The organism is Mycobacterium senriense (assembly GCF_019668465.1).
Classification (GTDB): domain Bacteria; phylum Actinomycetota; class Actinomycetes; order Mycobacteriales; family Mycobacteriaceae; genus Mycobacterium; species Mycobacterium senriense.
Window position 1 is genome coordinate 1827906 of record NZ_AP024828.1, and the last position, 12100, is coordinate 1840005.

The 12100-nt window shown below is 65.0% G+C and carries 14 protein-coding genes; 8 read left to right on the forward strand and 6 right to left on the reverse strand.

The features are described from left to right. Positions 1–2: 2 nt before the first annotated feature. The 7 genes from MTY59_RS08700 to MTY59_RS08730 all read left to right on the forward strand — a co-directional run bounded on the left by MTY59_RS08700 (position 3) and on the right by MTY59_RS08730 (position 5739). Positions 3–1202, forward strand: a complete 1200-nt coding sequence (locus MTY59_RS08700; RefSeq protein WP_221045298.1) for a thiolase C-terminal domain-containing protein — start codon at positions 3–5, stop codon at positions 1200–1202. Then, on the forward strand, positions 1199–1648 hold the full coding sequence (locus MTY59_RS08705) for a Zn-ribbon domain-containing OB-fold protein (RefSeq protein WP_221045299.1): 450 nt from the start codon (positions 1199–1201) through the stop codon (positions 1646–1648). The genes MTY59_RS08700 and MTY59_RS08705 overlap by 4 nt, the downstream gene beginning before the upstream one ends. A gap of 4 nt (positions 1649–1652) precedes the next feature. Then, entirely contained in the window at positions 1653–1862 is a 210-nt protein-coding gene (locus tag MTY59_RS08710) for a hypothetical protein (RefSeq protein ID WP_221045300.1), read from the forward strand. Between the two features lie 19 nt (positions 1863–1881). After that, a complete protein-coding gene (locus tag MTY59_RS08715) occupies positions 1882–2697 on the forward strand; it encodes a mycofactocin-coupled SDR family oxidoreductase (RefSeq protein WP_221045301.1) in 816 nt (271 codons plus the stop codon). 209 nt (positions 2698–2906) lie between these two features. Beyond that, positions 2907–4079 carry a cytochrome P450 gene (locus MTY59_RS08720; RefSeq protein ID WP_221045302.1) on the forward strand — a complete coding sequence of 391 codons (1173 nt, stop codon included), beginning with the start codon at positions 2907–2909 and terminating at the stop codon, positions 4077–4079. An 8-nt stretch (positions 4080–4087) separates the two neighbouring features. Beyond that, positions 4088–4918, forward strand: a complete 831-nt coding sequence (locus tag MTY59_RS08725) for an NAD(P)-dependent oxidoreductase (protein ID WP_221045303.1) — start codon at positions 4088–4090, stop codon at positions 4916–4918. Beyond that, entirely contained in the window at positions 4918–5739 is an 822-nt protein-coding gene (locus tag MTY59_RS08730; RefSeq protein ID WP_221045304.1) for a mycofactocin-coupled SDR family oxidoreductase, read from the forward strand. Before MTY59_RS08725 ends, MTY59_RS08730 begins: the two co-directional genes overlap by 1 nt. Positions 5740–5761: 22 nt before the next feature. Here MTY59_RS08730 and MTY59_RS08735 read toward each other — a convergent pair whose 3' ends face one another. Then, positions 5762–6844, reverse strand: a complete 1083-nt coding sequence (locus MTY59_RS08735; protein ID WP_221045305.1) for a phosphotransferase family protein — start codon at positions 6842–6844, stop codon at positions 5762–5764. A gap of 51 nt (positions 6845–6895) precedes the next feature. Here MTY59_RS08735 and MTY59_RS08740 point away from each other — a divergent pair, with 51 nt between their 5' ends. Beyond that, on the forward strand, positions 6896–7939 hold the full coding sequence (locus tag MTY59_RS08740) for a TIGR03857 family LLM class F420-dependent oxidoreductase (RefSeq protein WP_221045306.1): 1044 nt from the start codon (positions 6896–6898) through the stop codon (positions 7937–7939). A 36-nt stretch (positions 7940–7975) separates the two neighbouring features. Here the strand turns inward: MTY59_RS08740 and MTY59_RS08745 are convergent, their stop codons facing one another. From MTY59_RS08745 to MTY59_RS08765, 5 genes are read right to left on the reverse strand one after another with little or no spacing between them, the layout of a single operon-like run. Beyond that, entirely contained in the window at positions 7976–8557 is a 582-nt protein-coding gene (locus MTY59_RS08745; RefSeq protein WP_221045307.1) for a nuclear transport factor 2 family protein, read from the reverse strand. A 5-nt stretch (positions 8558–8562) separates the two neighbouring features. Next, positions 8563–9486, reverse strand: coding sequence for an SDR family NAD(P)-dependent oxidoreductase (locus tag MTY59_RS08750; protein ID WP_221045308.1), 924 nt, complete (start codon positions 9484–9486; stop codon positions 8563–8565). Beyond that, positions 9483–9917, reverse strand: a complete 435-nt coding sequence (locus MTY59_RS08755) for a Zn-ribbon domain-containing OB-fold protein (RefSeq protein WP_221045309.1) — start codon at positions 9915–9917, stop codon at positions 9483–9485. Before MTY59_RS08755 ends, MTY59_RS08750 begins: the two co-directional genes overlap by 4 nt. After that, on the reverse strand, positions 9911–10714 hold the full coding sequence (locus tag MTY59_RS08760; RefSeq protein ID WP_221045310.1) for an enoyl-CoA hydratase/isomerase family protein: 804 nt from the start codon (positions 10712–10714) through the stop codon (positions 9911–9913). Before MTY59_RS08760 ends, MTY59_RS08755 begins: the two co-directional genes overlap by 7 nt. After that, on the reverse strand, positions 10711–11985 hold the full coding sequence (locus MTY59_RS08765; protein ID WP_221045311.1) for a cytochrome P450: 1275 nt from the start codon (positions 11983–11985) through the stop codon (positions 10711–10713). The genes MTY59_RS08760 and MTY59_RS08765 overlap by 4 nt, the downstream gene beginning before the upstream one ends. Between the last annotated feature and the right edge of the window lie 115 nt (positions 11986–12100).

The following is a 12100-nucleotide window of genomic DNA, read 5'->3' on the forward strand; positions in this document are numbered from 1 at the left end:
GCGTGGCGAACACAACAGGGCTTCGCGACGTCGCCATCGTCGGTGTCGGCGCCACGCCCTACTACAAGCGCGGCGGCTCGCTGCCCAAGTCGATCACCGAGCTGGCCGGTGAGGCCATCCTGGCCGCGTGTGAGGACGCAGGCCTTCGCATCACCGACGTCGACGGCTTCGCCTACTATTCGGGCGCCAGTGCCGGTTATACCGAAAAGATGGACACCGCTGAATTCGTTGAGACCCTTGGGATTCCGGAAGTCCGGTTTACCGCCGCACTGACCTCCGGCGGCGGCGGCTCGGCGGGTGCGATCGGGCTGGCGCGGGCCGCAATCGTCGCCGGGGATGCCTCGGTGGTGGTGACGGTGATGGCGCTGCAGCAGGCGAAACAGCGTCTCGGATCGGTGTTTTCGGCATTGGAGCCCGATCCGATCAATTCCTTCCTTCAGCCGTCCGGGCTGTTCGGCCCGGGACATCTGATGTCGGTCATGGCTCGTCGGCACATGCACCTCTACGGCACCCGCCGCGAGGCATTCGCAGAGATTGCACTCTCCACGCGGGCCAACGCGACAAACAGACCGAAGGCCATGCACCGCCAACCGCTGACGCTCGACGACTATTTCAATGCGCGGATGATCGCAGAACCCTTGTGCCTCTACGACTTCTGTCAGGAGACCGACGGTGCCGTGGCCGTGATCACCACCAGCATGAATCGTGCCAAGGATCTGAAGCAACCGCCGGTGCCGGTGGTCGCCGCCGCCCACGGTGGTGTCCGCGACTGGGGTAGAGCTTTCGCCTGGATGGGGATGCCCGACGAATACTTCGCCTCCTCGGGCAATGCACCCATCGCCAAACGGCTCTACGAGCGGGCCGGTATCAGCGCTGCCGACATCGACGTAGCACTGCTCTACGACCACTTCAGCCCGATGGTGCTCATGCAGCTGGAGGACTATGGGTTCTGCGGCAAGGGGGAGGGCGGCACGTTCGTCGAAAGCGGAGCGATCCGGTACGACGGCGGCTCGATTCCGGTCAACACGCACGGCGGCCAGCTCTCCGAGGCCTACATCATCGGAATGACCCACATCGTGGAAGGAGTCGAGCAGATGCGCGGCACCGCCATCAACCAGGTCGCCGACGCCGAACTCGCCCTGATCACGGGTGGGCCGGCGAGCCTGCCAGTGAGCGGGCTGATTCTGGGACGCGCCGCATGAGTACCGCGGCGGTCACGCTGGCCACCACCATTCCGGGCGAACACGTGCGGATCGCGGTCAATAAGGACACCGAGCCGTTCTGGATCGCCGCGAAGGAACGGCGGTTGGTGGCGCCGCAGTGCGGCGACTGTCAGACCTTTCGGTTGCCCCCGACACCGTTTTGCCCCAATTGTCAATCGAAACAAGTAAATTGGGTCGACCTCAGCGGCGATGCCGTCGTTTACAGCTTCGCCGTGGTGCACGGTTTTCCCGGCATGCCGGATCTGGTGTTGGTGCCGGCGGTCCTCGACCTGCCGGACGCACCCGGTGCGCGGCTGGTCTCCAACGTGGTCGACATCGCACCCGCCGACGTGACGATAGGAATGCCTGTCCACGTTGACTTCTCACCGATCGCCGACGGCTGGCTGCTGCCCGTCTTTCGCGTCGTCGATCAGGATAAGGAGTAACACCGTGTCCGATGACAGCGCTCTGCACGAGAAGCCCCTCGAGTTCCTCACCAGCATCGCCAACACGGGCGGATCTTGTGACGGTCAGGCGATCCTGCCCGTCAATGGTCACTTCCGTTGTACGTGCTCGTGCGGCGACTGGGACGTCGAAGTCGACGATCCGCAGGAAGGCCTGCGGCAAGCAAGAATTCATACCGGCAGCGTTGCCAACTGAAACAAGAGGAGCCAAACGCGTGGGAAATCTGAATGGCAAAGTCGCCTTCATCACCGGAGCGGCCCGCGGTCAGGGTCGCGCACATGCGGTCCGACTCGCGGCAGACGGTGCGGACATCGTCGCGCTCGACATCTGCCGCGATATCGACTCCATCGACTATCCCAACGCCAGCCCCGACGACCTCGACGAAACCGTCAAGCTCGTCGAGAAGGAGGGCAGACGCATCGTCGCCCGGCAGGCCGACGTGCGCGACGCTGACGCCGTCGAGCAGGTAGTGGCCGACGGACTCGCCGAGTTCGGACGCCTCGACATCGTGATCGCGAACGCCGGCGTCATTCGACTTGGCCCCGGCGGCGACCGGCGGCAGACGTTCCGCGACATCATTGATGTCAACCTCATCGGTGTATGGAACACCGTGGAAGCGGCGATCCCAGCCCTCATCGACGGTGGACGCGGCGGATCGATCGTGCTGACGTCGTCGAGTGCCGGACTCAAGGGCACCGGCACGGATCGGGCTGGCGGACAGGCCTACACCGCGGCCAAGCGCGGCTTGGTCGGGCTGATGCAGGTGTGGGCGAACGAGTTCGCGCAGTACTCGATCCGCGTCAACACCATCCATCCAACCGGAGTCGCCACCGGAATGGTGATGAACGAGACCATGGGCAAGCTGCTGGCGGCCAACGACACGGCGGTCGCGGCGATGCAGAACGCGCTGCCCATCCAGGTCCTGATGCCCGAGGATATCGCGAACGCGGTGGCGTTCCTGGTGTCCGACGAGGCGAACTTTATCACCGGCACCGCGTGGCCGCTCGACGCCGGCTTCGCCGTCCGTTGACAGTCCCAGCGGATGTCGAGGAGTATTGCGTCCGTCACACGACATAGTTAACCTAGTTTGACGAGTTCTCTTCGACCCGTCGCCCCAATCGGTCCAGATTGACAGTGGACTGTCGTAGTATGCGAGCCGCGAGTGCTTGGAGTTCGCGCCCGTTCGAAGCCGCACGGAAGGACATCATGATCCAGAATCAGCCCACGGCAACGTGTCCCATGAAGCAGATCGACATGAACACTCCGGACTCGCCTGCGCTGACTCACTTCCGTTTGCTCGACGAGTGCCAGGACGAGGCCCGACCGGTCTTCCGGAACACCGAGGCCGATATGGACTACTGGGTATTCACCGACAACTCGGTGATTTTGGACGGGCTCCAGCACCCGGAGCTTTGGTCCAGCAGCGTGATCGTGCCGACGGATCCAGAGCCGCCGTACAAGTGGATCCCGATCATGCTCGACCCGCCCGACCATGCCAAATGGCGTCATGTGCTGGCGGAGTACTTCTCGCCTGGCCGCGTCAAAGGCCTGCGCGACGCGCAGCAGAAGCTGGCCGCGCGACTGATCGATGAAGTAGCAGGCGAGGGTGGGTGCGATTTCGTGACGCGGATCTCGCGGGTGTTCCCGTCGACGGTCTTCCTGACGATCATGGGCATGCCCGTCGAGGATCTCGAGAAGTTCCTGGCCTGGGAGGACATGATCCTGCACCAGAGCGGGGCAGGGGAGGAAGTCAACGCGGCCCGACTCGAAGGCATGACGCATGTGATGGGCTACTTCTCCGGCCTGATTGCGGAGCGGCGCGAGAATCGTGACCCGCATGCGGACGACATCGTCAGCAAGGCCATCGACTGGACGCTCGACGGCGAACCCATCAACGACCTGGAACTGCTCAACTGTCTCCTGCTGTTGTTCATGGCCGGGCTCGACACAGTCTCCAACCAGCTGTCGTACGCGATGCTGCACCTGGCCACCCATCCGGCCGACCGCGCACGGATCGTTGCCGAACCCGAGCTCATTCCGAAGGCTGTGGAGGAACTCCTTCGGGTTTACCCGATCGTGCAGACGGCGCGAAAGGCCAGCCAAGACATGGATTTTCACGGATGCCCGGTTAAGGCGGGCGACATGGCGTCGTTCTCGCTCGCGTTCGCGGGCCGGGACGAATCGGCCTATGACGATGCCCGCACGGTCAACTTCGACCGTGGCGTCACACGTCACCTATCCTTCGGCGGCGGGCCGCACCGCTGCCTCGGTTCCCACCTCGCGCGACAAGAGCTAGCGGTGGTGCTGGAGGAGTGGCACAAGCGCATTCCAGACTACGAGGTCTCCGGGCAACCTATCGAGCACGGTGGTCAAGTGTTCGGCGTCGATTCGCTGAAGCTGACCTGGTCCTGACTAGCGCAGTGCCCAACACCGTCGGATTCCTTGGCGCCGGACAACTCGGCGAGCCCATGGTCGAGCGGTTACTCGGCGCCGGCCACCATGTCCTGGTCTACGCCCGGCGCGAGGAGGCCGGCCAGCGACTGGAATCGAAGGGCGCGGCATTGGCCGATTCGGTCGCCGATCTGGCACGCCGCAGCGATGTCCTCATTTCGTGCCTGTTCTCTGACGCGCAGCTGCGCGAAACCGGGTTCGGCGCAGCCGGTTTCATCGCTAACGCGAAGCCGGGTTGCGTGTTCGTGTCCCACACGACAGGCACACTGTCTACCCTCGAGGCGTTGCGGGACAGTTCTCCCGCGGCGCCGGTAGTGGTGGACGCGCCGGTCAGCGGCACCGCGGAAGACATCGCCGCAGGCGCACTGACCGTACTGGTCGGCGGACCGAGTGATGCTGTCAGCGCCGTCACGCCGATTCTGGCCGCTTACGCCGATCCCGTGGTGGCGACCGGCGTGCTGGGCAGTGCGCTGGCGCTCAAACTGATCAACAATTTGTTGTTTGCGGCCAACGCCCAGCTCCTTGCCGCGGCAACGCAACTGGGAGAACGGTTGGGGGTCGCACCGGAGGTGCTGTTGTCCACGCTGCAGGTGTGCAGCGCAAGGAGCCATGCGGCCGAGCAGGCGCACCGCATCGGCGGGATGGACCGGTTCGCCGAATTGGCCGGCCCATTCCTGCGCAAAGACATCGCGGCGTGCCGCGAGGCCGCGGCCGTGGCGGGTGTGGAACTCGGACTGTTGGGCACCGCTGTAGGGGAGGGGCCGTTAGTCCTGGACCGCGCGAGTGTTGGGACACCCTGATGACGGGTCGGCTCGCGGGAAGGGTGGCGTTCATCACCGGGGCCGCCAGGGGACAGGGCCGCGCACACGCAGTGCGAATGGCAGTAGAAGGGGCCGACATCATTGCCGTCGACCTAGCCGGCCCGCTACCCCAATCAGTACGTTATCCATCGGCCACCCCCGACGACCTCGCCGAGACTGTGGAGATGGTGAAGGCCGCAGGTGGCCGAATCATGGCCACCGCAGCCGATATCCGCGATCTGGACGCGCTGCGGCACGCCGTCGACGCGGGTGTCGAGGCCTACGGGCGACTGGACGTCATTGTGGCCAATGCGGGAATCTGCATCCCGTCACCGTGGAACGAGATCACCCCGGAGTCGTTCCGCGACATCATGGACGTCAACGTCACTGGTACGTGGAACACGGTGATGGCCGGCGCACAGCGGATCATCGACGGTGGCCGGGGCGGGTCGATCATTCTGATCAGCTCTTATGCCGGGGTGAAGGTACAGCCGTATATGGTGCACTACACCGCGAGTAAGCATGCCGTGACGGGCATGGCGCGGGCCTTCGCCGCAGAACTGGGCAAGCACGACATCAGGGTCAACAGCGTGCACCCGGGGCCGGTGAATACGCCGATGGGCGGTGGCGACATGATTGCCGCGCTGTTTGCCGCCATCGACACCAACCCCGCACTGAACAACATGGGCACGCCGTTCCTGCCGCAGTGGGCCTGCGAGCCGGAAGACGTTGCGGCAGCGGTATGTTGGCTAGCTTCCGACGAGTCGCGTTATGTGACCGCGACTCGGCTGTCAGTTGATCAGGGCATGGCACAGTTTTAGCGCTGTCGCATGGAAGGCAGTGTCAGATCTGGCCGAGATACCGCTCGACCAACGCGACTGAGGTCTGCGGGTAGCTGCGAGCTGTGGCCGCATCGAGCCCGTCGCGCACCAAAAGCCGGGCGAGTCGGTTGTTGATCAATGACAACACGAAGGCGGCCAGCAGTTGGTAGTAGGCGATGTCGCCGGTCAAGGTCCCGCCGAATTGCACATAGCGCCTGACGGTCTCGACGTCGTCGGGTACTCCGGGCAGGCGAGTGAATCCCAGTGCTTCGCAGAGGAAACGCTCGAACATCAGCCACCAACCGAGATCGATGTCCGGCGGCCCGGTGCCTGCGGTCTCCCAGTCGAACAATGCGACCACCGAGAAGTCGTCGCCGAAACACATGTTTCCGACCCGGGCGTCGCCCCACATCACCGTCTCGGCATCGGTGTGAGGCGCAGCGGCGAGAATCACCTTCAGGGCCTGTGCGAGCACATCCGCACCGACCACCAAATCGGCGCGACACCACTCGTACCAGCCGCCGAGTTTGTCGAGGTAGCGCTGCAATGCCGTACGGGTCTGGCCGGCGCCGCGGAGGAAACGCAACGTCTCTGGGTCGTCGACGCGGTGCACGTCGACGAGTGCGCGTAGTCCGTTGTCGCACAACAGCCCCCGATCGGCAGCGGACAGGTCGACAGTCCAGCCACGCTTGTGCCAACTCGGAACATCCGACGGTGTGCGCCCCCGCACTCGGCGCATCACATAAAACGGCGACCCCAGGACCGCGGCGTCGCGTTCGATGCCAACGATGTGCGGAACTCGAATCCCCTGCGCGCCAAGTCGTTGCATCACTTCGGCCTGTCGCGGGGCGTCGGGCACGGTGAACAACTGGTGGCTTTCTGCCTGTGCGCGCAGCACCAGATCCTCGGCATGGCGCACGCCGGCCCGGTCGGTCCAGGCGGCGGTGAAGAACACCGTTCGCCCGGAATAACCGGCTGGCGGAGCGGTGAAATCGGAAACCACGAAGGCTGTCGCTTCCACAGCCGCCAGCCGAAGAGGCAACCAACCCTGCAGCACCTCGCCCACCCGGTCGCCGACGTCGCCGCGCGTCGAGGTGTACGCCATCTGAAGAACCCCTTGCCCCAAGTACTGAACACTACTGTCAGAATAGCGGTCATGGACAACAGTCGGTTGAGCAGTCCGGCGCTTGGGGCCTACGTGCTTCCCGGACGTGTCACCGATTCCGGCGCCGTGATCGGCCAGGCGCAGGCCGCCGAGCGTCTCGGCCTGCGCACGGTGTGGCTCAGCGAGCGGTGGGGTACCAAGGACCTCGGCGTGATCGCCGGCGCGATCAGCCAGGTCACGTCGGGAATCGGAATCGCCTCGGGTATAACACATTTGCAATCGCGGCATCCCGCATTGCTGGCGTCGCTGGCGATGACGGTGCAGGCGCTCTCGGGCGGGAGGTTCGTCCTCGGCGTCGGCCGCTCGGTGGACGCCATGTGGAAGGCCGTCGGGTTGCCGAGCTCCACGAACGCCTCGATCGTCGACCACGCCGACATCTTCCGTCGGCTGTGCCGGGGGGAGAAGGTGCGCTACGACGGACCCGCGGGCACCTACCCGTCATTGCGGCTCAACGACTTACCCGATCAGCCGGTGCCACCAGTGGTCTTCGCGGCGATCGGGCCCAAGGGCCTGGCGCTCGCCGGCCGTCACTTCGACGGGGTGCTGTTGCATCCGTTCCTGACCACTCCCGCCGTGCGCCGATCGGTTGAGCTCGTCCGCCGCGCCGAACGCGCGGCTGGGCGGCCGACGGGCAGCGTGCGGGTATACGCCACCGTGGTAGTGGCCTGCGAACTCCCTGCCGACGAGGAACTCGCGATCGTCGGCGCCCGCGCGGTGACCTACTACCAGATTCCCGGCTTCGGAGAACGACTGGCGGCCGTCAACGGATGGGATCCGGAGCCGTTGAGTCGATTGCGATCCCATCCCCTGCTCGACGGGATCAGAGGCTCGGCGGACTCCGTGCTCACCCGGGAGCAACTCACCGAGGTCGCATCGCTGTTGCCCGCGGCATGGACCGGCGACGCGGCGGCGATCGGATCGGTGTCCGCCTGCCACCAGGTATTCCACCGCTACCGAGAGGCGGGGGTCGACGAGTTGATCTTGCATGGCAGTACACCCGACCGGCTCGGCCCCCTCTTCGCGCGGGCGGGCTGAGGACGGGCCACCAGTCGCAATGACACTCACCGGGCGTCAGTGTGACCGGACCCCGAAGTCGATGTCCTGAATGCCGGAAAATGGCGTGAAGCCGACCTTATCCAGCCATGACGGGGCGGCTTTGTGTCCCGGCTCCGGGCGCGCCCAGTCCACCCACGAACCCCAATCATCGCGACGGAGCTTCTGTTCGAGCGTCTGCGGGTGTGCGGCCTCGGCGGCCGCGTAGCGAGCAGCGAAGCCCTTCATCTCGGGCAGCAGCCAGACGTCTTCCTCGGAACGCCATCTGCCACCGCCGGCGTACTCGATGAATTGATAGGACGGGAAGTCGATGGGTGCTCCGCCCGGTTGTGGATTGTCGGCGCGATTGAGCACCTTGTACGCCACCCGCGTGTCATCGACGACGTACCAGACCAGCGGGCTGTAGACCTGCGGTGCGGCGCCCATCGTCCCTTCGAGGAACTTGGTGATTTCCGCCGGACCGGTGAACTTTCCGTAGAAGTGGTCGAAGTACGTTGCGTCGTCGGTGAATAGGTGTGCCCAGGCTTGCCAGTCCTCGAGCACCGGGCCGGTCATGAAGTAGCGCCGAAATTCCCGCTCGACTTCCGCAATGTCTGCCATCGCGCTCAGCCGCCGAGTCGCAGCCCGGTGTTGCGGGTGCCGAACACGTCGGTAGCCATGATGGTACCGAGTTTCTCAGCATCCCAGCGCTTTTCACCATTGGAGACAGACGCGACAGGATGCCAGCCCTTGAGAAGTTGGAGATGTTCGCCCATCGCACGGATGACCTGACCGCTGACGTGACCGGCCTCCGGGCTGGCCAACCAGGCCACTACCGGCGAGCCCAGTGACGGATCTTTGGGATCGAACTCGTCCTCGGCGCGCTCATCGGGCTCGATCGGGGCCTGCGCGCCCGGCATGGACGCTGACATTCGGGTGCGCCCACCCGGGCTGATTGCATTCACGGTGGCGCCGATCGACGCCAACTCCAGGCTCAGCGTCTGGGTCAGGCCGACGATCGCGGCCTTCGCGGCGCTGTAATTGGTCTGCCCGAAGTGGCCGTGCAGACCGGCGCCGGAGGTGGTGTTGATGATGCGGCCGTAGACCTTTCCGCCGGATTCCTTCGATTCCGCGCGCCACTTGCGGGCGACCGCGCGGCTGGTGAGCCAGCTACCGCGAACGTGCACCCGCATCACCAGGTCGAAATCGTCGGCGGTCATGTTCCAGATCGCTTTATCGCGAACGATTCCCGCGTTGTTGACGACGATGTCCAGCCGCCCCAGCTGCGAGTAGGCACGCTCGACGGCGAGGTAGACCTGCTCCTCGTCGCCGACATCGCTGAAGTCGCAAACCGCGGTGCCACCGCGGCTTTCGATGATTGCCACCACTTCGTCGGCGACCTTGCCGGTGCCCTCGCCGGACAAGCTGGTGCCCAGGTCATTGATGATCACGGTGGCGCCGTGTTTGGCGAGTTCGAGTGCGTGGCCGCGGCCGATGCCGTGCCCCGCCCCGGTCACCAGGGCGACTTTGCCGTCGAGCAGTCCGGTCATGGGCTCTCCTCGCTAGGTGTGAAGACCGTCAGGAATGGGCTGTCGGGATCGGTGTCGTCGACCGGGCGGAATACCGCGGTCACCGGCATCCCGACCCGAAGGTGGTCACCGTCGGCGCCTTCGATCATCGTCATCAGCCGCGGCCCCTCGGCCAGTTCGACGATCGCGGCCACATACGGCAGGCGCTCCTTGAACGGCGCCAGATCATTCACGTAGACAGTCGAATACGTATACAGCGTGCCGGTTCCGCTCGCCCTTATCGGCCGCACGTCTTCACTCCAGCAAAAGGGGCAGAACGGGCGCGGGTAGTGGTGGACCTTGCCACACCCCGCGCATTCGGCGATCAGCAATTGACCCCGCCTGGCGGCCTCCCAGTAGGGAGCGCTGGCCGCGTCGATCGTGGGTATGTCAGCGCGGGCCACCTCTACCACCCGGTGAACTCGGTCGGTCGTTTCTCCATGAACGCCTGGACACCTTCGGTGGAGTCGTGCGAATACGACTGGATCTCCTGCGCCATGGCCTCGGCGACGAATGCGCCGGAGCGGTCGGTGTCGGGAGAGTCGTTGAGCAGCCGCTTGGTGAATGCGATCGCCGAGGTCGGCGCTGCGGCCAGCCGGCCGGCGAAATCGGCGATCGTGGCGTCGAAGTCGGCGGCGCCGACCACCCGGTTCACCAGTCCCAGCGTGAATGCTTCGGTGGCTGAGAGCTTTTCGCCGAAGAACGCCATTTCCTTGGCCTTCTGCATGCCGATGCGACGGGGTAGTAGATAGCAACCGCCACCGTCGACGACCAAACCACGCTTGACGAACGACTCTGCGAAGTAGGCGTTTTCGGTGGCGATCACCAGGTCGGAGGCGTACACCACGTGGGCCCCCAGGCCCGTTGCCGCGCCGTGCACCGCTGCGATCACCGGTTTATTGCAGTCCAACACGCTGGCCACCAACTTCTGGGCGCCGTTCATGATGCGCCGGGTTGGCTCCAACACCCGCTTCTCGCTCTTGGCTCGCCGTTCGGCCAGCGATCCGACGTCGGCGCCGGAGCAGAAGTGCTTGCCGTTGGCGCGCAGCACCACCACGCGTACCTTCTCGTCGGCGTCGGCGGCGGCCAGTAACGCGATGAGGGCATCGCGGTCGTCGGGACGTACCGCGTTGGCCGCTTCGGGCCGGTTCAAGGTGATCGTCATGACGCCGTCCCCGACGTCGGACAAAATTGCTGCCTGCGTGTTCATGGTGTGTACGTGGCCTTCAGGTGCTTGATCCCGTTGACGAAGTTCGACCTCAGCATGACCGGTTCGCCCGCGGCGGCGATGTCCGGGTAGCGCGCGTAGAGCATTCCGAACGCCACGTTCAGCTCCAACCGGGCCAGATGAGCGCCAAGGCAGTAGTGCGGTCCCGGGCCGCCGAAGGCGATGTGGTTATTGGGTTTTCGTGCGATGTCGAAGCGCTCCGGCTGGTCGAAGACCGCTGGGTCGCGGTTGGCGGCGGGATACCAGACCACGACCTTGTCGCCGGCGTTGAAGGTATGGGTGACCTCGCCCTGCGCGTCGGTCAGCGTCACCCCGTCGCGGGTCACCGTGCGGCGAAAGTGGATTACCGGGCTGGCATACCGCAGGATTTCCTCGACCGCGGCGGGCGCCATCTCGTCGTAGTTCGCCAGCAGGCGGTCGCGCTGCTCAGGGTGCGCGCTGAGAATGAGTAGCCCGTGGGTCAGCGCATTGCGGGTGGTCTCATTGCCCGCGCCGACCAGCAGGATGAAGAACTTCGCGAGTTCTTGCGGGGTGAGGTTCTCCTCGTCGGAGGTGACCAGCTTGCTGATCACGTCGTCGCGGGGATGGGCGATGCGGTCCTCGGCGATTCGCTTAAGCAGTTCGATCAGCTGCTCGCTGATCTCGGTGACGGCGGCCCCGATACCCGCGACGGTCTGGTCGGGTACGTACTCGGGGTCCGAGGCACCGAGCACGATGTTGGTCGCCCGCAGGATGAACTGTTCGTGTTCGCGTGGAACGCCGAGCATGTTGTCGATGATGCGCAGCGGCAGCAGCGTCGCGAACGACGAGACGAAGTCGCACTCACCCGTGCGGGGCATCTCGTCGAGGATTTCGGCGGTGGTCTCTTCAGCCAGGCCACGCAGTTCGGAGAGTATGCGGGGAGTGAAGCCCCGCGAGACGATCTTGCGCAACCTCATGTGCTCGGGATCGTCCATGTCGATGATGGAGCCGCGGTATTCGCGCATCTCGGCGGTCTGGTCAAAAATCTGCGTGCCCTGCCCGGAACTGAAGTCGGCGGGGCGGCGGCTGATGTCGACGACGTCGCGGTGGGCGCCGACCGCCCAGAACCCGCGGGGCCGCGGTGAGTCGGGTCGGTTGGTGCGGACGAACACCGGGCCGCCGGCCTCGCGAAGGCGCCGGTAGAGCTCGCTCCGATCAGCGGGTCGCTCCTGCCACCACCGCAGATCGATCAGCGGTGCGAACTGCTGCTCCTCGGTGTCGATTGCGCCCACAGCACCCGATTCTGGCACCCATGTCACTTATAGGCAATGGCGGGGTGCTGGTAGATATCGTTGAATGCCTCTGGGTCGGACCCTTGAACCCGACAGGTATCTAACATTAGTGTCA